Genomic DNA, 18,679 nt, shown 5'->3' with positions numbered 1-18,679 from the left:
CCGGCCCGCCGTCGCTGACCAGCGATCGATCCGGCCCGATCCCGTCTAGTACTCCCGGATAAAGACCGTGGTCTCCCCGACGCTGGCAAACCCCAGCCCCGCATACAGGGTGTTGGCACCGGTGGGGCTGGCCGAGTCTACCTCGAGGATCACCGACGGCAGATCCCCCTCGACCCCGGCGTTCAGCAGGTGGGTGAGCAGCGCGGGGGCCAGCCGACGCCCGCGCCAGTCGCGAATCACGCCGACCAGCTCGATCAGCGCGTCCTCGGCCGGTTCGGTCACCGTGCTCAGCGCGAAGCCCACCACCCGTTCCTGTTTGCCTCCAGCATCGTTGGCCAGGGCCACAAACGACAGATCTCCGCGGAAGTGGCCGCCGCGAACCAGACGGTTCCAGCGCTCCTTGGTGTTGGGCTGGGATCCCCAGTTATCGCGGAAGGCATCGTTGCGGGCGATCCGGGTGCGGTCGTAGTACTCCTCGGTACAGTTGACGATCCGCACCCCCTCGGGCGGGGCCAGCGGGGTGACCGGCGCGCCCAGCGGATGCCGCATCTCCTGGTAGTAGCGCTCCGGCACGAGTCCGTGGGTGCGTGCCAGCGCCTGCAGCGCCGGGTTGTGCGCATCCGCGTAGAGCATGCTCCAGCCGGGGAGACCGAGGTCGTATTCGGCCAGCTGCTCGGCCGAGCGCGCCAGCTGCCAGGCCAGCACCTCGCCGCCGATCCCGCGCCCCCGCCAGAGCGGATGCACGGCCCCAAACAGATATGACTGCACCCGCGTCGCATGCCCGCCGGCGACCACGCACAGCGCATGGGCCACGTACTCGCCGTTCTCGGCCAGGCCCACCAGGGTGTCCCGGGTCGGGTCGACGTTCGAGGTTTCAAACGTCTCGGTGATCGCCGAGCGTGGGCTCAGTCGTTCGGGACTATCGATCTCGTCGGCGGCCCGCTGGAGCCGCCAGATTGCGTCGATATCCTCGGGTCCGGCCGCGCGCCAGGTCACCACGTCCGGGTGATTCGGCACCGGTACTGCGGGGCGCTCCGCCAGGCGGTCACGCAAACTCGGCTGTGAGCTCATGCCTTCAGGCTACGCTCGGCCCCGGGGATTTTCTAGGCCCCTTCCACGGCGCATTTCAGCTGCGGCCGGAATCGCGCGGCCCGGTGGGCCGGAACCCACGTGTTAGGCTTTCGCCACGTCGATTATTTCGACCCGTGTTGGGGGGACACGCATCCACAGGGGCCTGCAGTATGTGGGAACAACTGTTTCACCGGTGCGATCCGAACACGCCGACCAGCGAATGGATCGCCGCGGTATGCGCGGTGAACCGCGCGCAAAACAGAAAACAGTACGCTACCAATGCAGAATCCTGATAACACACCCGCCGCACCCTCCTCGGAGCCCCAGCAGACCTTTGCCGCCGCAGGAACCCCGCAGCCTCCCCAGGCCTATGCCACCGGCACACAACCTCAGGGCGCCCCCACACAGGAGCCCAAGCCCAAACGCACGGGCCGGCGCGTGTTGGTGAGTGTGGGCACCCTCATCCTCGCCGTCGGAATCGGATTTGGTGTGCGCTATGTCGCCATGCAGGTCTTCTCCCCCAGTGCCGAGCAGACCGCCCGCACCGCCTCCGAGAAGGTCCTCACGGGCACAGATTGGGAGGATTACACCTCCGCTAAGGACGGGTTTACCGTTCAGTTCCCCGGCATGCCTCAGTCGCAGACCCTCGACGTTCCCGCCGGCGATATCAGCGTTCCCACCACCACGTACATGAAGGAGAACGGTACCGATAGCGCCTATATGGTTCAGGTAGCCCAGCTCCCCGGCCCCTTCCCCGCCGCCGAGCTTGAGGATCGGCTACAGGGCGCGCTGAACGGGATGGTGCAGTCGCAGTCGGGAACCGTGGTCAGCAGCGATCTGGTCGACTATCAGGGAACCCGTGCCATCCGCAGCGAAGCCAAGGTTCCGCTCAACGGCAACGACTACCCGGCCCACTCGATCATCTTCTTCGACGAGGGACGAATGTTCCTGCTGACCACGATCGGAGCGCCCGAGGCCGACTTCACCAAGATGATGGACTCCCTCACCCTCAAGTAGCGCCCGGCCATCATCATTCGTGAGCGGTATGGACCCAACGTGGAGGAAGCGCCGATAGCCTCGTATCAGCAGGTTTCCAGCGAAAGGTCAGAAGAATGCCCCTCCCCACCCCCGCCGAACGCAGGATCCTCGGCCAGGAGATGACCCGGATGATGATGGCCTACCGCTTCGGTCTGGACGAAATCTCGACCAAGATCAAGATCCTGCGGGACGAGTTCACCTACGTCCACGAGTACAACCCGATCGAGCATGTGAGTTCTCGGGTTAAGTCCCCGGCCAGCATCATAGACAAGGCCAAGCGTCGCGGCATCGAGCCCACCGTCGAGGCCCTGCGCCGCGAGGTCCGTGACATCGCGGGCATCCGCATCACCTGCAGCTTTGTCCCCGATATTTACACCGTCGCGGACCTGATCACCAACCAGCAGGACGTGACGGTGATCGAGGTGCGCGACTACATCAAACACCCCAAGCCCAACGGCTACCAGAGCCTGCACGTGCTGGTCGAGGTGCCGGTGTTCCTGTCCGATCGGGTGGAGTCGGTGCCGGTGGAGATCCAGATTCGCACCGTCGCGATGGATTTCTGGGCGAGCCTGGAACACAAGATCTACTACAAGTTCGAAAAGGATGTCCCGAGCGACGTCCTGGCCGAGCTCAAGGAGGCCGCCGAAACCGCCGCCGCCCTGGACCGCAAGATGCTCCGGCTGCGTGAGCAGGTGCGCTATATCGACGCGGCCACGCCCTCCCTGCCCGAGCACACCTCGGCGCTGACCGAGGCCACCAATCTCAGCAAGCTCTTCTCGGGTCTCCTGGAGGAAACCTCCCGCGGCGAATAGGCGCCGAGAACCCGGTTAAACGGCGATGCCGCATCCCCGAAGGGATGCGGCATCGTCGTATTAAGAAGTCGAAGACTACTTGGTCTCCTCGGCGGCGGCTTCCTCGGCCACAACCTCGGTGGTCTCCTCGGCGACCACGGGGGTCTCCTCGGCGACGACCTCGACGGTCTCCTCGGCTACCGGAGCGGCAGCCTTCTCGGCGGCCGGCTTGGCAGCCTTCTTCTTCGGGGTGACGGGCTCGAGAACGAGCTCGATCACTGCCATGGGGGCGTTGTCGCCCTTGCGGTTCCCGATCTTGGTGATGCGAGTGTAACCACCGTTACGCTCCGCAACCTGCGGGGCGATCTCGGTGAACAGCTCGTGCACGATGCCCTTGTCGGTGATAACACCGAGCATGCGACGACGTGCGGCCAGGTCGCCACGCTTCGCGAAGGTCACGTAACGCTCTGCAACGGGCTGCAGACGCTTGGCCTTGGTGAAGGTGGTGGTGATGCTCTTGTGCTCGAAGAGCGCAGCGGCAAGGTTGTTGAGCAGCAGGCGCTCGTGAGCGGGACCGCCACCGAGGCGGGCGCCCTTGGAAGGCTTAGGCATGTTGAAACTCCAGTTAGAAAAAGGGTGACGTCGGCGAACCGACGGGAAGGTTAGTTAGCTACGTCGTCCTCGAAGCCCGAGTAGAAGTGAGCGCCATCGAACCCGGGAACCGAGTCCTTCAGGGACAGACCCATCTCAACGAGCTTGTCGCGTACCTCGTCAACCGACTTCTGACCGAAGTTGCGGATGTTCATCAGCTGAGTCTCGGACAGAGCAACCAGCTCCGAGACGGTGTTGATGCCTTCGCGCTTCAGGCAGTTGTAGGAACGGACCGACAGGTCCAGGTCCTCGATCGGAATCGAGAGTTCGCTCGACAGGACAGCGTCAACCGGCGCGGGGCCGATCTCGATGCCCTCGGCTGCGGTGTTCAGCTCACGAGCCAGACCGAACAGCTCCACCAGGGTGGTGCCGGCCGAAGCGATGGCATCCCGGGGGGAGATGGCGGACTTGGTCTCCACGTCGACCACCAGGCGGTCGAAGTCGGTACGCTCACCGGCACGAGTTGCCTCGACGCGGTAGGTAACCTTCAGAACCGGCGAGTAGATCGAGTCGATCGGAATCTGACCGGCCTCGGAGAACTCGTTGCGGTTCTGACCGGCGGACACGTATCCACGGCCACGCTCGATGGTCAGCTCAAGTTCAAACTTGGCCTTCTCGTTCAGGGTCGCGATGACGAGCTCGGGGTTGTGAACCTCGACACCGGCCGGAGCCGAGATGTCGGCGGCGGTAACCTGACCGGCACCGGTCTTACGCAGGTAAGCGGTGATCGGCTCATCGTGCTCGCTCGAGACAACCAGACCCTTGATGTTCAGGATGATCTCAGTGACATCTTCCTTCACACCGGGGATGGTGCTGAACTCGTGCAGAACGCCGTCGAGACGGACGCTGGTAACGGCGGCTCCGGGGATCGACGACAGCAGGGTGCGACGCAGGGAGTTACCCAGCGTGTAACCAAAACCGGGCTCGAGCGGCTCGATAACGAACCGGCTGCGGAACTCGGAAATGTTCTCTTCGGTGAGCGTCGGGCGCTGTGCAATAAGCACTATTGGTTCCTTTCGGCTAAGTGTCCGCTATATGACACTTGCGTGTGCGAGGTTTTGACGTACAGTGCTGAATCCGCGGCCGAGCGGTTCGTGAGAACCGCTCGGCCACAGCCCAGGGAAGGACTAAACGCGGCGACGCTTCGGCTGGCGGCAACCGTTGTGAGCCTGAGGGGTCACATCGTTGATCGAGCCAACCTCGAGGCCTGCGGCCTGAAGCGAACGGATGGCGGTTTCGCGACCCGAACCCGGGCCCTTCACGAACACGTCAACCTTCTTCATGCCGTGCTCCTGAGCCTGGCGCGCGGCCGACTCTGCTGCCAGCTGAGCGGCGAACGGGGTCGACTTACGCGAACCCTTGAAGCCGACTCCACCGGACGAAGCCCAGCTGATAACCGCACCGGTGGTGTCGGTGATCGAGACGATCGTGTTGTTGAAGGTCGACTTGATGTGGGCCTGGCCCACGGCGACGTTCTTCTTTTCCTTCTTGCGCGGCTTGCGTGCAGCCGACTTAGTTGATGCCATTGTGAATGATCTCCTTAGGTCCTATGAGGGCGCTGGCAGGGCCTAGCGAGCCTTCTTCTTGCCGGCAACGGTGCGCTTCGGACCCTTACGGGTACGTGCGTTGGTCTTGGTGCGCTGACCACGGACCGGCAGGCCGCGGCGGTGGCGCAGACCCTCGTAGGAACCGATCTCAACCTTGCGGCGGATGTCGGCGGCGACCTCACGGCGGAGGTCACCCTCTACCTTGAAGTTCTGTTCGATGTAGTCACGGAGAGCGACGAGCTGCTCGTCGGTCAGGTCCTTGACTCGGATGTTCAGGTCGATCTCGGTCGCTGCAAGAGTCTGCAGCGAACGGGTGTGACCGACACCATAGATGTACGTCAGTGCGATTTCCACGCGCTTATCGCGGGGAATGTCAACGCCGGCGAGACGTGCCATGTTGGCTTCTCCTAGGAGTAGTGCGGAGGTGTGGGGCGAATCCGGGGTCCCGGGCCTCCGACCCGGGGTGTCCCTTCCACGAGGGAAGTTCTTGGAAACGCCTATATATTCTGTTACTGCTGTGGCCGCGCATTACCGCGGCCGGATGATCGGAAAACCGATCGAGCTTGATTAGCCCTGACGCTGCTTGTGGCGCGGGTTCTCGCAGATGACCATGACGCGGCCGTTACGACGAATCACCTTGCACTTTTCGCAGATGGGCTTAACACTGGGGTTGACCTTCACGGCAACTCTCTTTCGCTGTCCTCGTACCCGGAAAATCCCGGGCCGTTACTTACAGCACCAATGAAAGTATCGGCGCTGGTCTGGCGGAAATAGGCACGCCGAAACGCACACAAAATACCAAGGGTCAACACTACGGCATTTTCGGGCGTTTCGCCACCCGGGCGTTTCGCCCCGCCACCCCGTGCGGGCGAGGCGAGGAAAAGTTCCTAATCCGAACCGGATTCGCCGCCCTCATCGCGGCCCCCGTGCACGGCGCGCAGCTGGGTCGGAGTCTGCTCCATGACCTGGTTCATCACGCGCCGCAGCTGGTTCGCCCCGGCAAACCCCGAGCGGATGGCCACATCATCGATTGAGACATCATCAAAGCGGCGATCCATCAGCATCGACACCGCGTGCTCGAGCCGGCGCTTGCGAATCACGTTGGAGACGTTTTCGCCGTAGTCGGAGTAGAGCCGCTGCAGCGAACGCGGCGACATCCCGTAGTGCGCGGCAATCGAGGACACCGAGAGGTCGGGCCGGGTGAAGTGTGCTCCGATGTAGCCCCGCACCACCGCGCGCTCCTCGGCCCGTCGGGTGGCCACCGAATCCTGGCTGGGCAGCGTGGCCACGAATACCTCGTTGAGCATCTTGGTGATCGTACGGCTCACCCGCAGCTCATCCACCGGGGCCAGCGGAAAGGCCGCCGGACGCAGCAGCGCCTCGAAGAAGGAGGCGGTGGCCCCGTTGAACAGCTCGTCGCGTCGGATGTAGCGCATCTGGCGCTCATCGGCCAGACCGGCCGGAAACAGCAGCTCGCGATCCACGGTGATGGTCACATACCGGGTGCGCTCCGGGAGGACGATCTGGGCGGGGACGGTATCGAATCCGATCACCGCGTCCCCGGGCGTCAGCACCACGTGGCGGCCACGCTGATCGATCTCCAGCCGGCCCTCGCGCACGAACGTGAAGCGCACCTTGTCGGGCGCATCGTAGTGATCGGTGGCCAGGGACACGTTGAGCGCGGTGGTGAGAATGCTCTGGATACGGAAGTAGCCGATCCGCGCCACCCGGGTGCGCAGGTCAAAGTGTTCGGCGTCGCGGGTCGTGACCCCATCCGAGGCGGCGAGCATCGCCACCCCCTCGGGCCCAAAGTAGGCGCGGTCCGAGATGGAGTTATCGGCCGTGTGTGGACTCAGCAGTCGTTTTCGTGCCTCGCTCATGAGATCTCCCGTCCGGCGATGTCGCGGAGTTCATCACGCAGGCTGCGCGGTGCCGACTGGAACAGCCGCTGCAGCGAACGCGTGGACATCCCATAGTGCTCGGCGATATTGGCCACCGAGAAGGAATCGGTACCTCGCTGGGTGGACGCGTATTCGAGAATCGCGTGGCGCTGTTCTTCGAGCCGCTCTTCGGGGGTGCGCGCGGCCTCGACGTAGCCGAGGTGGAGCTCCACCAGGAACGAGTCAAAGACGCGGCACAGTCGGGTGACCTGCTCGAGTCCCAGCGGGTAGAGGCGTGCCTCGAAAAGCCCCAGGAAAAAGCCGGCCATCCCCGAGGGGAGCAGCGCCGGGGCCACAACCTTACGCACGGCATGCGGAAACGAGATTCCGCCGGAGTCCAGCACGTCACGGTCCACCGCGACGGAGATGCCGCTCACGGATTCGACCACCTCGGCCAGATACGGCTGCCATCCGATGGCAATCGCGCTCTCACCGGCCACGAGCTCCACGGTCCTCCCGGCCTGGGTCAGCCGAAGCTTGCCACTGAGCACATAGATAAAAAGCATCTTCTCGTGGGTGTCCGGCGTCGCCGGACGATGCAGCAGGATGGGGGTCACCGCAAAGCGGCGAAACAGATATCCGCCGATGCGAACCGAATCCTGCGAGAACACGAAGTCCTCGGGGCGCTGCCCCTCCCCCAGTTGCATACCGGATGAGTGCGGAACGCTCTCAAATCCCAGGTATCGATGGTGCTGCAGCTGATTCGAGCCGCGCGTACCTAAATTCCAGATCTCCGTGCTGTCGGACATCTCTTCTCCCCCCTAGCCCGGCCGTGACCCGGCTAGCCCCCAGACTAGCGTTATAAAAACGGATGACACCAGCCCCCGCTGGTGTCATCCGATAAATCCGTACTACTTGTAGCGGTAGACGATCCGCCCACGCGTCAGGTCGTAGGGCGTCAGCTCTACGATTACGCGGTCCTCGGGCAGGATGCGAATGTAGTGCTGACGCATTTTGCCACTGATCGTGGCAAGGACCTTGTGTCCGTTGGTCAGTTCCACTCGAAACATCGCGTTGGGGAGGGCCTCTACAACCTGGCCCTCGATCTCGATGACGCCGTCTTTCTTGGCCATAGCCTCACTGTCACTCAGTATCGAAGTCCGATCGGCTCGTTCCGAGCCAGCGGGGCACTCATGCGCCCAAATCGGGGCACGCCGAAAGCGCACCAAGAAACAAGAATATGTCATTACGCGACGATGCGCCACCGCGCGTTATCATGCCGACCCTCATTTGGAGCCGAATGCGCTATCGGGTACGCGCCACCAGGGCGTTCACCAGGGACTCATTCAGCTCGGGCTGCTGGGTCACGGGCACCCCGTCCAGCGTCCGAATCGGGGCCGCCATCCGCACACTCGAGAGCAGCCAGGCGCCGTCGATCTCGCTCAGCGTCTCGGCCGGGATCTGGCGGTACACGCAGGTGTATCCCTGGGTGCGCAGCCAGTCGAAGGCAGCATCCACCGTGGTGCCGGCCAGGATCGCCTCATCGCGCGGCGGCGAAACAAACTCCCCACCCACATAGATCAGCAGCGACGAGGTCGGCCCCTCCAGCGCGAGGCCCTCGGTCGAGATAAACAGAACGTCATCGGCGCCGCGAGACTTGGCCTCGCGCAGCGCCGCCATGTTGATCGCATAGGACAGGGTCTTGGCACCGGCCAGCAGCCAGGGGGTCCGCTCGCTCGCGTGCACGGACAGGCCACGTTCGAGCGAGACCACCGCGAGTCCGCTGTGACGCTCCGGCAGATCCGCCGGGGCCTCGTCGGCGATCAGCCAGGCGCTCGGCCCCTCCCCCGGTACACCGCGGGTCAGGCTCAGTCGGATCGATCCGGTTCCGTCCGCGGGCAGGGTGTCCGCGGCGATGGCCAGGGCCGCGCGCCACTGGCTCAGGTTGGGTGCGGGAAGCTCCAGCAGCCGTGCCGAATGGGCCAGCCGGGTGAGGTGGGCGGTCTCGGCCTGGACGGCACGGTCACGAACGCCGAGGGTTTCAAAGATCCCGTCCCCACGCACGATCCCCGCGTCACGCAGCGAGATGACCGCCTCGGCGGCGGGACGGATGGTCTGGGCGAATCCGCCCTCGGGCTCGGGTGCATCGGCGGCCAGGGGCGAAAGGAAAAACACTGCGCTCATGCATTCACCATAAACCCGTGCCCCGCGCCGCGCGCACAAAAACCCGGCCTCCCTCGAGGCCGGGTTTCGGTTGGTAGAACGGCGGTGAGCCGCGGAGCCAGTCGGGGCGACTCGGATCCGGCACCGGAACGCGGTCGAACCTAGCGAATCGGAGTCGGGGTGATCCCAAACGGTGCGAGACCGGCGGCCCCACCATCTTCTGCGGTCAGCACCCAGATACCATCCCGGTGCACGGCCACGCTGTGCTCCCAGTGGGCGGCGGGCTCGCCATCGGCGGTGGTCACCGTCCACTCATCGTCCTGGATGATGGTGTCGATCTTGCCCCGGACCACCATCGGCTCGATCGCGACCACGAGCCCCGGGCGAACCTCGGGACCCTTCTCGCGTACCCGATAGTTGAAGACGGGCGGATCCTCATGCATGTCGCGGCCGATGCCGTGACCCACAAAATCCTCGAGGATCCCGTAGTCGTGTCCGCCGCCCTGTGCGACGATGTGGTCCTCGATCGCCGCCCCCACCTCGTTGAGGTGCTTGGCCGAGGCCAAACGGGCGATACCGGCCCACAGGGAGCCCTCGGTGACGTCGTTGAGCCGGCGGCGCAGGGCAACGAGCTCGGGATCGGCGAAATTGTCCAGCACGGTGGTGAAGGCGGAGTCGCCGTTCCAGCCATCCAGGATCGCACCGGAGTCGATCGAGAGAATGTCTCCGGGCTCTAGCGGGCGATCATTCGGGATGCCGTGCACCACGTCGGCGTTCACCGATGCACACACGGTATGCCGATAGCCCGGCACCAGCTTGAAGTTCGACGTACCGCCGGCCGCAATGATTGCGGCCTCGGCGATGGCGTCCAGCTCCAGCGTGGTGATGCCGGGCCGAATGGCCTCGCGCACGGCCGCAAGGGATGCGGCCGTGGCGAGACCCGGGGCGACCATCCGGCGCATCTGCTCCGGGGTCTTATAGATGTTTTTCCTGCGGAAGATCACGAACTACGCCGCGAGCAGGTCGCGCTCGCGCAGAACCTCGGTGATGCGAGCCAGCACATCGGCGATCGAGCCCACGCCGTCGACCTCGGCGACGATACCGCGCTCGCGGTACACGTCGAGGATCGGGGTGGTCTGCTCCTCGTAGATCTTCAGGCGGTTGCTGATGACCTCTTCGGTGTCGTCGCTGCGGCCCTGCTCGGCGGCGCGAGCCACCAGGCGGGTGATGCTCTCCTCGCGGGGAACAACCAGCTCAACAACCAGGTCCAGCGACTCACCGCGGGCGGTGAGGAACTCGTCCAGGTCGGCAACCTGAACCAGGTTGCGAGGGTAGCCGTCCAGCAGGAAACCGGCGGCGGCGTCCTCCTGGGACAGACGGTCGCGCACGACCTCGCCGGTCAGGGCGTCGTCCACCAGGTTGCCGGCTTCGATAACTGCCTTGATCTTGAGACCCAGTTCGGTCTCGCCACCAATGTTTGCCCGGAACATGTCGCCCGTCGAAATCGCGGGGATGTTCAGGAGACCGGCGATTTCGACACCCTGGGTGCCCTTGCCCGATCCCTGCGGACCAACAATGAGGAGACGGCTCAACGGAGTAACCCTTCGTAGTGACGCTGCTGCAGCTGCGAGTCGATCTGCTTGACCGTCTCCAGACCCACACCAACGATGATCAGAATCGAGGCGCCACCGAACGGGAAGTTCGCATTGGCACCAACCAGGCCGAGCGCGATCAGCGGGATCAGCGCGATCAGACCCAGGTAAACCGAACCGGGCAGCGTCACGCGGGTGAGCACGTAGTCCAGGTATTCGGCGGTGGGGCGGCCGGCACGGATGCCGGGGATGAAGCCCCCGTAGCGCTTCATGTTGTCGGCTACCTCTTCGGGGTTGAACGTAATGGCAACGTAGAAGTAGGTGAACCCAACGATGAGCATGAAGTAGAGAAGCATGTAGAGCGGGTGATCACCCTTGGTGAGGTAATCGTTGATCCAGGTGACCCAGGCGGCGGGGTCCTGACCGGCGGCGGGCTGGTTGAACTGCGCCAGCAGGGCGGGCAGGTACAGCAGCGAGGAGGCGAAGATCACGGGGACCACACCGGCCATGTTGACCTTGATCGGGATGTAGGTGTTGTTCCCACCGTAGGTACGGCGACCCACCATGCGCTTGGCGTATTGCACCGGGATGCGGCGCTGGGACTGCTCCACGAACACAACCAGGGCCATGATGACGATACCCACGGCGATCACCATGAAGAAGATCTCCGGGCCCTTGGCGGACCAGATCGAGCCCATGGCGGCGGGGAAGGTGGCCGAGATCGAGGTGAAGATCAGCAGCGACATACCGTTGCCGATACCGCGCTCGGTGATCAGCTCACCCATCCACATGATCAGACCGGTACCGGCGGTCATGGTGATGACCATCAGCAGTACGGCGTACCAGGTGTCGGTGGTCAGCAGGTTCTCACAGGCGGGTACACCGGTGTTGCCAAACAGCGCACCGGTACGGGCCACGGTGATCAGGGTGGTGGACTGCAGCACACCCAGGAAGATCGTGAGGTAACGGGTGTACTGGGTCAGCTTGGCCTGGCCGGTCTGACCCTCCTTGTAGAGGGTTTCGAAGTGCGGGATAACCACGCGCAGCAGCTGGGTAATGATCGACGCGGTGATGTAGGGCATGATACCCAGCGCGAAGATCGAGAGCTGCAGCAGAGCACCACCCGAGAACAGGTTGATCAGCTCATACGCACCCGAGGTGGTCTGGTCCGATACCAGACAGGCCTGGACGTTTTTGAAGTCGACAAACGGCGCCGGAATGAACGAACCCAGTCGGTAGATCGCGATGATCCCGAGCGTGAATCCGATCTTGCGGCGAAGATCGGGAGTGCGGAAAATCCGCGCGACGGCACTAAACAAAAAACAGCCTCCTGGTTGCGTGCCTCACGGCGCGAACTCTGCTTACCTGCTGATGGACCCTACGAAAAAGGGCCCGATAATCGAATCTACTCGATTATCGGACCCAATTCGCAATTTCGGACCGAAATCCGCTCATTTTAAGCGGAATTCATCTGCCGAACTTAGTTAACCGAACCGCCTGCGGCGACGACCTTCTCCTGGGCCGAGCCCGAGATCTTGTCGACGGTGATGTTCAGCTTCACGGCGATCTCGCCGTTGCCCAGAACCTTCACCAGCTCGTTCTTGCGGACTGCGCCCTTTTCCACGAGGTCAGCAACGGTTACGTCGCCACCCTTGGGGTAGAGCTCAGCCAGGGTCGACAGGTTAACAACCTGGTACTCGACCCGGAACGGGTTCTTGAAACCACGCAGCTTCGGTGCGCGCATGTGCAGCGGGAGCTGCCCACCGGCGAAGCCGGGGCGTACCTGGTAGCGTGCCTTGGTTCCCTTGGTACCACGGCCCGCGGTCTTACCCTTGGAGCCCTCACCACGACCGACGCGGGTCTTGGCCTTCTTGGCACCCTCGGCGGGACGCAGGTGGTGAACCTTGAGGACCTGGGGACGCGCAGCGGTCTCCTCGGTCTTCTTCTCAGCTGCCTTGGCGGCCGGCTTCTTGGCGGCGGTTGCCTTAGCAGCCGGTGCCTTCTTCGCGGCGGGTGCCTTAGCGGCAGTCTTCTTCTCGTCGGCTACAGCCTTTTCCTCAGCCATTAGTCGACCTCCTCAACCTTCACGAGGTGAGCAACAGTGTTTACGTAGCCACGGTTCTGCTTGTTGTCCTCGCGGATAACAACGGCACCGATGCGACGCAGACCCAGCGAACGCAGGGTGTCGCGCTGGTACTGCTTCTCACTAATTTTGGACTTGATCTGAGTGATCTTCAGCTTGGCCATTAGGCACCTACCTTTGCGGCGGCAGCGGCGGCTGCGGCGCGAGCCTCAACCTGCAGCAGCTTCGCCGGAGCGATCTCGTCATACGACTTGCCACGACGAGCTGCAACAGCACGGGGCTCTTCCAGCTGCTTCAGAGCGGCAACGGTCGCGTGAACGATGTTGATGGTGTTGCTGGAACCCAGCGACTTCGAGAGAACGTCGTGGATACCGGCGCACTCGAGTACGGCGCGAACCGGACCACCGGCGATAACACCGGTACCGGCAGCGGCCGGACGCAGCAGGACAACACCGGCTGCGGCCTCACCCTGGACGGGGTGGGGGATGGACGAACCAACGCGCGGGACGCGGAAGAAGTTCTTCTTCGCCTCCTCGACACCCTTGGAAATAGCGAGGGGAACTTCCTTCGCCTTTCCGTAGCCAACGCCTACCAGGCCGTTGCCGTCACCGACAACTACGAGAGCGGTGAAGCTAAAGCGACGACCACCCTTCACAACCTTGGACACGCGGTTGATGGTAACAACGCGCTCCAGGAACTGGCTCTTCTCGGCGTCACGGCTGTTGCGGTCGCGGCCCTGGCCACGCTCGCGTCCACCCTGACCGCCACGGCGGTTGTTGTCGCGGCCGTTGCCACGACCCGACTGGTCGGTGCCGGCAGCGGTCTCAACCGGCTTCTCGGCGACGGCTTCTTCAGTAGCCACGGTCTGCTCCTTGCTTGCCTCGGTCACAGGTTCAACCCACCCTCACGAGCTCCATCGGCGATCGCTGCAACACGACCGGCGTAGCGGTTACCGCCACGGTCAAATACAACTTCTTCGATGCCGGCGGCCTTGGCACGCTCAGCAACCAGCTCACCAATCTTGCGAGCCTTAGCGGACTTGTCGCCCTCGAAGGTACGCAGGTCGGCTTCCATGGTGGAGGCCGAGGCCACGGTGTGGCCCTTGCTGTCGTCGATCACCTGAACGAACACGTGACGTGCCGAACGGGTAACGACCAGGCGCGGACGCAGCTCGGTGCCGACGACCTTCTTGCGCAGACGAGTGTGGCGACGCTTACGAGCGGCCGACTTTGACTTTACAGCCATGGTTACTTACCAGCCTTTCCGGCCTTGCGGCGTACGATCTCGCCGGCGTAACGCACACCCTTACCCTTGTAGGGCTCAGGCTTGCGGATCTTGCGAATGTTGGCGGCAACCTCACCGACGGCCTGCTTGTCGATGCCGGCCACGGTGACCTTGTTGTTGCCCTCAACGGAGAAGGTGATGCCGGCCGGGGGCTCGACAACAACCGGGTGCGAGAAGCCGAGAGCGAACTCCAGGTTCGCGCCCTTCAGTGCAACACGGTAACCGGTACCAACGACCTCAAGGCCCTTGGTGTAACCATCGGTGACACCGATGATCTGGTTGTTGATCAGGGTACGGGTCAGGCCGTGCAGCGAACGCGAGTCGCGCTCGTCGTTCGGACGGGTAACCAGAACCTGGTTCTCCTCGAGTGCAACCTCAATCGGGTTGGCCACTACGAGGCTCAGCTCTCCCTTGGGTCCCTTAACCGCGACGTTCTGGCCGTCGATGGCTACGGTGACACCCGCGGGGATCTGAATGGGAAGTCTTCCAATACGCGACATGTCGGATTACCACACGTAGGCGAGAACTTCTCCGCCCACGCCCTTCTTCTCGGCCTCACGGTCGGTCAGCAGACCGGAGGAGGTGGACAGGATGGCAACACCGAGGCCGCCAAGAACCTGAGGAATTTCGGTGGACTTTGCGTATACGCGCAGGCCCGGCTTCGAAACTCGCTTGATGCCGACGATCGAACGCTCACGGTTGGGGCCGTACTTGAGGTCGAGGGACAGAGTCTCACCCACGCGGGCGGCCTCCACCTTCCAACCAGCAATGTACCCCTCGCGCTCGAGGATGGATGCGATGTTCTTCTTGAGCTTGCTGCTCGGCATCGACACGGAGTCGTGGTGTGCCGAGTTGGCATTGCGCAGTCTGGTCAGCAGGTCTGCGACCGGATCTGTCATTGTCATGTTTAATTTTCCTTTAAACACCAGGTTTCGACTGCCGTTACACGACAGGCGACCTGTGGTGGGAGGGTGCCGCGGCTGCGAGCACCCTAAGTACCGCCCGAAAACGGGCGCGGTGCATACTCTACAGCATGAACCGCGCCCGCGTTCAATCGAACGGAATTAGTTCCCGGACTTGAACGGGAAGCCGAGCGCCTTGAGCAGCGCGCGACCCTCGTCATCGGTCTTGGCGGTGGTCACGACGGTGATGTCGAAACCGCGCACGCGATCGATCTTGTCCTGGTCGATTTCGTGGAACACACTCTGCTCGGTCAGACCGAAGGTGTAGTTACCGTTTCCATCGAACTGCTTGTCACTCAGGCCGCGGAAGTCCCGGATACGGGGCAGGGCCAGGTTGATCAGGCGGTCCAAGAACTCCCAGGCACGGTCTCCACGCATGGTGACGTGGGCGCCGATGGCCTGACCCTCGCGCAGCTTGAACTGTGCGATGGACTTGCGGGCCAGGGTGACCTGGGGCTTCTGTCCGGTGATCTTGATGAGGTCTGCGATAGCACCCTCGATCACCTTCGAGTCACGAGCGGCTTCACCGACACCGGTGTTCACGACAACCTTAACGATTCCCGGAATCTGGTGAACGTTGGCGAAGCCAAACTCTTCCTTCAGTGCCGGAGCGATCTCGCTACGGTACTTCTGCTTCAGGCGCGGCTGGATCTTGCCAGCCGACGCGGCAGCGGTGTCAGTCATTAGAGATCCTTACCAGACTTCTTGGCGTAGCGAACGCGGACAGTCTTCTTGACGCCGTCCTTCACTACCTCTTCGTTACGGTGTCCGACGCGGGTCGGCTTCTTCGACTCGGGGTCAACCAGGGCCACATTCGAGATGTGGATGGCTGCCTCGACGGTCTCGATGCCACCGGTCTTGGTGCCGCGCTGGGTCTGGCCCTGACGCACGTGCTTGGTGACGTAGTTTACGCCCTCAACCACGACGCGGTTGGTCTCGTTGTTAACCGAGAGAACCTTGCCCTGCTTGCCGCGGTCGCCGCCGCGGGCCTGGGTGGCACCGGTGATGACCTGAACCAGGTCACCCTTCTTGATGTTCGCCATAGTTACAGCACCTCCGGAGCCAGCGAGATGATCTTCATGAACTTCTTGTCGCGAAGCTCGCGACCGACCGGTCCGAAGATACGGGTTCCACGGGGCTCGCCGTCGGCCTTGAGGATAACGGCAGCGTTCTCGTCGAACTTGATGTAGGAACCGTCGGGACGACGGGTTTCCTTCTTGGTGCGAACGATGACGGCCTTGACGACGTCACCCTTCTTGACGTTTCCACCGGGGATTGCGTCCTTGACGGTTGCAACGATGGTGTCGCCGAGACCGGCGTAACGACGGCCGGAGCCACCGAGAACGCGGATCGTGAGCAGCTCCTTGGCGCCGGTGTTATCGGCAACCTTGAGTCGTGATTCCTGCTGAAGCACTATTTACTCCTTTACAAAGTAGGCCCGAAGGACTACTTGGCCTTCTCGAGGATCTCGACCAGGCGCCAGTGCTTGGTAGCACTCAGCGGCCGAGTCTCGGCGATCAGAACGTGGTCACCGATACTGGCGGTGTTCTGCTCGTCGTGAGCCTTGATCTTCGAGGTACGGCGGATGATCTTGCCGTAGAGAGCGTGCTTGACGCGGTCCTCAACCTCGATGACGATGGTCTTGTCCATCTTGTTGCTGACAACGTAGCCACGACGGGTCTTACGGTAACCGCGAGCGGTCTCCGTGACGTCGGCTGCGGCCGCGTTTTCCTTAGCGGTAGCCATGCCTAGGCCTCCTTCGTGTCGGCGACCTCGGCCTCAGCGGCCTCGGTCTTCTTGCTCTTCTTGGCGGCAGCCTTCTTGGGGGCAGCCTCCACCGGAGCCGGAGTGGCCCGAATACCCAGCTCGCGCTCGCGGATCACCGTGTAAATACGGGCGATGTCGCGACGCACGGCGCGCAGGCGTCCGTGAGTCTCCAGCTGACCGGTAGCGGACTGGAAGCGCAGGTTGAAGAGTTCTTCCTTTGCCTTCCGCAGCTCGTCTACCAGTCGTTCGTTTTCAAAAGTGTCGAGCTCGCTCGGGGTGAGCTCCTTGGAACCGATCGCCATTATGCGTCGCCCTCCTCGCGCTTGATGATGCGTGCCTTGAGGGGCAGCTTGTGGATTGCACGGGTGAGTGCCTCGCGGGCCAGGGTCTCGGGGACTCCAGCAACCTCGAAGAGCACGCGGCCCGGCTTGACGTTGGCGACCCACCACTCGGGCGAACCCTTACCGGAACCCATGCGGGTTTCGGCGGGCTTCTTGGTCAGCGGACGGTCGGGGTAGATGTTGATCCACACCTTTCCACCACGCTTGATGTGACGGGTCATGGCGATACGAGCGGACTCGATCTGACGGTTGGTCACGTAAGCGGGGGTCAGAGCCTGGATGCCATACTCGCCGAAGCTTACGGTGGTGCCACCGGTAGCGTGACCGGTCCGGTGCGGACGGTGCTGCTTACGGTGCTTTACACGACGGGGAATCAACATTAGGCGCTAGCTCCTTCTGCCACCGGCGCCTCAGCAGCGCGCGGGGCGCGACGGGGCCGGTCGTTACGCTCGTTGCGGCCCTTGGTGTTGGCCTGCTCGCGAGCGAGTTCCTTGTTGGTGATGTCACCCTTGTAGATCCAGACCTTAACGCCGATCCGACCAAAGGTGGTCTTGGCCTCGTAGAAGCCGTAGTCGATGTTCGCACGAAGGGTGTGCAGCGGCACGCGACCCTCGCGGTAGAACTCCGAACGGCTCATCTCGGCGCCGCCCAGACGACCCGACACCTGGATGCGAACACCCTTGGCGCCGGCGCGCTGTGCGCCCTGCAGGCCCTTACGCATTGCGCGGCGGAAGGCCACACGTGCGGTGAGCTGCTCAGCGATACCCTGAGCAACCAGCTGAGCGTCGGCCTCGGGGTTCTTGACCTCGAGGATGTTCAGCTGGATCTGCTTGCCGGTGAGCTTCTCCAGGTCGGCGCGGATGCGCTCGGCCTCGGCTCCACGGCGACCGATGACGATACCCGGACGTGCGGTGTGGATGTCCACCCGTACACGGTCGCGGGTGCGCTCGATCTCAATCTTCGAAACGCCTGCGCGGTCGAGGGAGGTCTGCAGCGAGCTGCGGATCTTCACGTCCTCGGCTACGTAGTCGGCGTAACGCTGGCCCGGCTTGGTGCTGTCGGCAAACCAACGCGACACGTGGTCGGTGGTGATGCCCAGGCGGAAGCCGTAAGGGTTTACTTTCTGACCCATTACTTCGTACCCTCCTCAGGAGTGGCGAGCACAACAGTGATGTGGCTGGTGCGCTTCTTGATCTGGAAAGCGCGACCCTGAGCACGAGGCTGGAAACGCTTGAGCGTGGTCCCCTCGTCTACATATGCGCTCTTGATGTACAGGTCGGCCTCGTCCAGGAACAGGTTGTCCTTGTCGGCCTTCACCCGGGCGTTAGCCATGGCGGATGCGACGAGCTTGTAAATCGGCTCGGATGCACCCTGCTGTGCGAACTTCAGGATAGCGAGGGCCTCAACGGCCTGCTTTCCACGCACCAGGTTGATAACGCGACGGGCCTTCATGGGGGTGACGCGGATGTGTCGCACGCGTGCGATTGACTCCACCATTATTTCCTCCTA

29 protein-coding genes are annotated in these 18,679 nt (G+C 63.1%); 2 read left to right on the top strand and 27 right to left on the bottom strand.

The window, feature by feature from the left end:
• Positions 1-45: 45 nt before the first annotated feature.
• The gene (locus C7C57_RS02270; RefSeq protein ID WP_187977424.1) at positions 46-1,071 is read right to left on the bottom strand and encodes a GNAT family N-acetyltransferase; all 1,026 of its coding nucleotides are present in this window, start codon (positions 1,069-1,071) and stop codon (positions 46-48) included.
• 279 nt (positions 1,072-1,350) lie between these two features.
• Between C7C57_RS02270 and C7C57_RS02265 the strand changes: the two genes are divergently transcribed.
• Both C7C57_RS02265 and C7C57_RS02260 read left to right on the top strand, forming a co-directional pair.
• Positions 1,351-2,088 carry a hypothetical protein gene (locus tag C7C57_RS02265; protein WP_187977423.1) on the top strand — a complete coding sequence of 246 codons (738 nt, stop codon included), beginning with the start codon at positions 1,351-1,353 and terminating at the stop codon, positions 2,086-2,088.
• 95 nt (positions 2,089-2,183) lie between these two features.
• Positions 2,184-2,921, top strand: coding sequence for a GTP pyrophosphokinase family protein (locus tag C7C57_RS02260; protein WP_030148018.1), 738 nt, complete (start codon positions 2,184-2,186; stop codon positions 2,919-2,921).
• A gap of 75 nt (positions 2,922-2,996) precedes the next feature.
• On the opposite strand, the gene rplQ is transcribed toward C7C57_RS02260, so the two are convergent.
• The 26 genes from rplQ to rplV form a co-directional block, all read right to left on the bottom strand.
• On the bottom strand, positions 2,997-3,512 hold the full coding sequence (gene rplQ, locus C7C57_RS02255; protein ID WP_030148017.1) for a 50S ribosomal protein L17: 516 nt from the start codon (positions 3,510-3,512) through the stop codon (positions 2,997-2,999).
• A gap of 50 nt (positions 3,513-3,562) precedes the next feature.
• Positions 3,563-4,555: a DNA-directed RNA polymerase subunit alpha gene (locus C7C57_RS02250; RefSeq protein WP_030148016.1), complete on the bottom strand. Its 993-nt coding sequence runs from the start codon at positions 4,553-4,555 to the stop codon at positions 3,563-3,565.
• Positions 4,556-4,678: 123 nt separating this feature from the next.
• Positions 4,679-5,077 (bottom strand): 30S ribosomal protein S11, encoded by a 399-nt coding sequence (gene rpsK / locus C7C57_RS02245; protein WP_030148015.1) that lies wholly within the window; start codon positions 5,075-5,077, stop codon positions 4,679-4,681.
• 42 nt (positions 5,078-5,119) lie between these two features.
• On the bottom strand, positions 5,120-5,494 hold the full coding sequence (gene rpsM, locus C7C57_RS02240) for a 30S ribosomal protein S13 (RefSeq protein WP_030148014.1): 375 nt from the start codon (positions 5,492-5,494) through the stop codon (positions 5,120-5,122).
• A 171-nt stretch (positions 5,495-5,665) separates the two neighbouring features.
• On the bottom strand, positions 5,666-5,779 hold the full coding sequence (gene rpmJ, locus C7C57_RS02235) for a 50S ribosomal protein L36 (protein WP_030148013.1): 114 nt from the start codon (positions 5,777-5,779) through the stop codon (positions 5,666-5,668).
• A 206-nt stretch (positions 5,780-5,985) separates the two neighbouring features.
• On the bottom strand, positions 5,986-6,978 hold the full coding sequence (locus tag C7C57_RS02230) for a helix-turn-helix domain-containing protein (protein WP_187977422.1): 993 nt from the start codon (positions 6,976-6,978) through the stop codon (positions 5,986-5,988).
• Positions 6,975-7,787 (bottom strand): hypothetical protein, encoded by an 813-nt coding sequence (locus C7C57_RS02225; protein ID WP_030148011.1) that lies wholly within the window; start codon positions 7,785-7,787, stop codon positions 6,975-6,977. The genes C7C57_RS02230 and C7C57_RS02225 overlap by 4 nt, the downstream gene beginning before the upstream one ends.
• A gap of 102 nt (positions 7,788-7,889) precedes the next feature.
• Positions 7,890-8,111: a translation initiation factor IF-1 gene (gene infA / locus C7C57_RS02220; protein ID WP_030148010.1), complete on the bottom strand. Its 222-nt coding sequence runs from the start codon at positions 8,109-8,111 to the stop codon at positions 7,890-7,892.
• 172 nt (positions 8,112-8,283) lie between these two features.
• A complete protein-coding gene (locus C7C57_RS02215) occupies positions 8,284-9,162 on the bottom strand; it encodes an aminotransferase class IV (RefSeq protein ID WP_187977421.1) in 879 nt (292 codons plus the stop codon).
• A gap of 140 nt (positions 9,163-9,302) precedes the next feature.
• On the bottom strand, positions 9,303-10,103 hold the full coding sequence (gene map / locus C7C57_RS02210) for a type I methionyl aminopeptidase (protein WP_051701687.1): 801 nt from the start codon (positions 10,101-10,103) through the stop codon (positions 9,303-9,305).
• 45 nt (positions 10,104-10,148) lie between these two features.
• Positions 10,149-10,733 (bottom strand): adenylate kinase, encoded by a 585-nt coding sequence (locus C7C57_RS02205; RefSeq protein ID WP_187977420.1) that lies wholly within the window; start codon positions 10,731-10,733, stop codon positions 10,149-10,151.
• Complete coding sequence (gene secY / locus C7C57_RS02200) at positions 10,730-12,052, bottom strand: preprotein translocase subunit SecY (RefSeq protein ID WP_030148006.1); 1,323 nt, start codon at positions 12,050-12,052, stop codon at positions 10,730-10,732. The genes C7C57_RS02205 and secY overlap by 4 nt, the downstream gene beginning before the upstream one ends.
• Before the next feature lie 161 nt (positions 12,053-12,213).
• Positions 12,214-12,798 (bottom strand): 50S ribosomal protein L15, encoded by a 585-nt coding sequence (gene rplO / locus C7C57_RS02195; RefSeq protein ID WP_081863945.1) that lies wholly within the window; start codon positions 12,796-12,798, stop codon positions 12,214-12,216.
• Positions 12,798-12,980: a 50S ribosomal protein L30 gene (gene rpmD / locus C7C57_RS02190; protein ID WP_030148004.1), complete on the bottom strand. Its 183-nt coding sequence runs from the start codon at positions 12,978-12,980 to the stop codon at positions 12,798-12,800. Before rpmD ends, rplO begins: the two co-directional genes overlap by 1 nt.
• Positions 12,980-13,705: a 30S ribosomal protein S5 gene (gene rpsE / locus C7C57_RS02185; protein ID WP_030148003.1), complete on the bottom strand. Its 726-nt coding sequence runs from the start codon at positions 13,703-13,705 to the stop codon at positions 12,980-12,982. The genes rpmD and rpsE overlap by 1 nt, the downstream gene beginning before the upstream one ends.
• On the bottom strand, positions 13,702-14,061 hold the full coding sequence (rplR, locus tag C7C57_RS02180) for a 50S ribosomal protein L18 (protein WP_030148002.1): 360 nt from the start codon (positions 14,059-14,061) through the stop codon (positions 13,702-13,704). The genes rpsE and rplR overlap by 4 nt, the downstream gene beginning before the upstream one ends.
• Before the next feature lie 2 nt (positions 14,062-14,063).
• Complete coding sequence (gene rplF / locus C7C57_RS02175; protein ID WP_030148001.1) at positions 14,064-14,600, bottom strand: 50S ribosomal protein L6; 537 nt, start codon at positions 14,598-14,600, stop codon at positions 14,064-14,066.
• Between the two features lie 6 nt (positions 14,601-14,606).
• Complete coding sequence (gene rpsH, locus C7C57_RS02170) at positions 14,607-15,005, bottom strand: 30S ribosomal protein S8 (protein WP_030148000.1); 399 nt, start codon at positions 15,003-15,005, stop codon at positions 14,607-14,609.
• Positions 15,006-15,164: 159 nt separating this feature from the next.
• On the bottom strand, positions 15,165-15,746 hold the full coding sequence (rplE, locus tag C7C57_RS02165; RefSeq protein WP_030147999.1) for a 50S ribosomal protein L5: 582 nt from the start codon (positions 15,744-15,746) through the stop codon (positions 15,165-15,167).
• A complete protein-coding gene (rplX, locus tag C7C57_RS02160; protein ID WP_030147998.1) occupies positions 15,746-16,105 on the bottom strand; it encodes a 50S ribosomal protein L24 in 360 nt (119 codons plus the stop codon). The genes rplE and rplX overlap by 1 nt, the downstream gene beginning before the upstream one ends.
• A gap of 2 nt (positions 16,106-16,107) precedes the next feature.
• Positions 16,108-16,476: a 50S ribosomal protein L14 gene (gene rplN, locus C7C57_RS02155; RefSeq protein WP_030147997.1), complete on the bottom strand. Its 369-nt coding sequence runs from the start codon at positions 16,474-16,476 to the stop codon at positions 16,108-16,110.
• Positions 16,477-16,508: 32 nt separating this feature from the next.
• The gene (rpsQ, locus tag C7C57_RS02150; protein WP_187977419.1) at positions 16,509-16,808 is read right to left on the bottom strand and encodes a 30S ribosomal protein S17; all 300 of its coding nucleotides are present in this window, start codon (positions 16,806-16,808) and stop codon (positions 16,509-16,511) included.
• 2 nt (positions 16,809-16,810) lie between these two features.
• Positions 16,811-17,131 (bottom strand): 50S ribosomal protein L29, encoded by a 321-nt coding sequence (gene rpmC / locus C7C57_RS02145; protein WP_030147995.1) that lies wholly within the window; start codon positions 17,129-17,131, stop codon positions 16,811-16,813.
• On the bottom strand, positions 17,131-17,550 hold the full coding sequence (gene rplP / locus C7C57_RS02140) for a 50S ribosomal protein L16 (RefSeq protein WP_030147994.1): 420 nt from the start codon (positions 17,548-17,550) through the stop codon (positions 17,131-17,133). The genes rpmC and rplP overlap by 1 nt, the downstream gene beginning before the upstream one ends.
• The gene (gene rpsC / locus C7C57_RS02135; RefSeq protein WP_030147993.1) at positions 17,550-18,302 is read right to left on the bottom strand and encodes a 30S ribosomal protein S3; all 753 of its coding nucleotides are present in this window, start codon (positions 18,300-18,302) and stop codon (positions 17,550-17,552) included. The genes rplP and rpsC overlap by 1 nt, the downstream gene beginning before the upstream one ends.
• Positions 18,302-18,667 (bottom strand): 50S ribosomal protein L22, encoded by a 366-nt coding sequence (rplV, locus tag C7C57_RS02130; RefSeq protein ID WP_030147992.1) that lies wholly within the window; start codon positions 18,665-18,667, stop codon positions 18,302-18,304. The genes rpsC and rplV overlap by 1 nt, the downstream gene beginning before the upstream one ends.
• Positions 18,668-18,679: the final 12 nt, after the last annotated feature.

It is taken from the genome of Mycetocola sp. JXN-3, assembly GCF_014522285.1.
Taxonomy (GTDB): Bacteria; Actinomycetota; Actinomycetes; order Actinomycetales; family Microbacteriaceae; genus Mycetocola; species Mycetocola saprophilus.
The sequence above is the reverse complement of the archived record's forward strand: the minus strand, read 5'-3'. Positions and strand labels throughout refer to the sequence as shown.

Bases quoted from the DNA above. Each gene is read 5' to 3' on its own strand.
- C7C57_RS02225 (WP_030148011.1), bottom strand. From the start codon at position 7,787: ATGTCCGACAGCACGGAGATCTGGAATTTAGGTACGCGCGGCTCGAAT.
- rplO (WP_081863945.1), bottom strand. From the start codon at position 12,798: ATGGCTGAGGAAAAGGCTGTAGCCGACGAGAAGAAGACTGCCGCTAAG.
- C7C57_RS02260 (WP_030148018.1), top strand. From the start codon at position 2,184: ATGCCCCTCCCCACCCCCGCCGAACGCAGGATCCTCGGCCAGGAGATG.
- rplP (WP_030147994.1), bottom strand. From the start codon at position 17,550: ATGTTGATTCCCCGTCGTGTAAAGCACCGTAAGCAGCACCGTCCGCAC.
- infA (WP_030148010.1), bottom strand. From the start codon at position 8,111: ATGGCCAAGAAAGACGGCGTCATCGAGATCGAGGGCCAGGTTGTAGAG.
- rplX (WP_030147998.1), bottom strand. From the start codon at position 16,105: ATGGCGAACATCAAGAAGGGTGACCTGGTTCAGGTCATCACCGGTGCC.
- rpsH (WP_030148000.1), bottom strand. From the start codon at position 15,005: ATGACAATGACAGATCCGGTCGCAGACCTGCTGACCAGACTGCGCAAT.
- rpsK (WP_030148015.1), bottom strand. From the start codon at position 5,077: ATGGCATCAACTAAGTCGGCTGCACGCAAGCCGCGCAAGAAGGAAAAG.
- C7C57_RS02270 (WP_187977424.1), bottom strand. From the start codon at position 1,071: ATGAGCTCACAGCCGAGTTTGCGTGACCGCCTGGCGGAGCGCCCCGCA.
- map (WP_051701687.1), bottom strand. From the start codon at position 10,103: ATGCGCCGGATGGTCGCCCCGGGTCTCGCCACGGCCGCATCCCTTGCG.
- rplQ (WP_030148017.1), bottom strand. From the start codon at position 3,512: ATGCCTAAGCCTTCCAAGGGCGCCCGCCTCGGTGGCGGTCCCGCTCAC.
- rpsM (WP_030148014.1), bottom strand. From the start codon at position 5,494: ATGGCACGTCTCGCCGGCGTTGACATTCCCCGCGATAAGCGCGTGGAA.
- rpsQ (WP_187977419.1), bottom strand. From the start codon at position 16,808: ATGGCTACCGCTAAGGAAAACGCGGCCGCAGCCGACGTCACGGAGACC.
- C7C57_RS02265 (WP_187977423.1), top strand. From the start codon at position 1,351: ATGCAGAATCCTGATAACACACCCGCCGCACCCTCCTCGGAGCCCCAG.
- rpmD (WP_030148004.1), bottom strand. From the start codon at position 12,980: ATGGCCAAGCTGAAGATCACTCAGATCAAGTCCAAAATTAGTGAGAAG.
- rpmC (WP_030147995.1), bottom strand. From the start codon at position 17,131: ATGGCGATCGGTTCCAAGGAGCTCACCCCGAGCGAGCTCGACACTTTT.
- rpsC (WP_030147993.1), bottom strand. From the start codon at position 18,302: ATGGGTCAGAAAGTAAACCCTTACGGCTTCCGCCTGGGCATCACCACC.
- rplV (WP_030147992.1), bottom strand. From the start codon at position 18,667: ATGGTGGAGTCAATCGCACGCGTGCGACACATCCGCGTCACCCCCATG.
- C7C57_RS02215 (WP_187977421.1), bottom strand. From the start codon at position 9,162: ATGAGCGCAGTGTTTTTCCTTTCGCCCCTGGCCGCCGATGCACCCGAG.
- rplF (WP_030148001.1), bottom strand. From the start codon at position 14,600: ATGTCGCGTATTGGAAGACTTCCCATTCAGATCCCCGCGGGTGTCACC.
- rplE (WP_030147999.1), bottom strand. From the start codon at position 15,746: ATGACTGACACCGCTGCCGCGTCGGCTGGCAAGATCCAGCCGCGCCTG.
- rplR (WP_030148002.1), bottom strand. From the start codon at position 14,061: ATGGCTGTAAAGTCAAAGTCGGCCGCTCGTAAGCGTCGCCACACTCGT.
- C7C57_RS02230 (WP_187977422.1), bottom strand. From the start codon at position 6,978: ATGAGCGAGGCACGAAAACGACTGCTGAGTCCACACACGGCCGATAAC.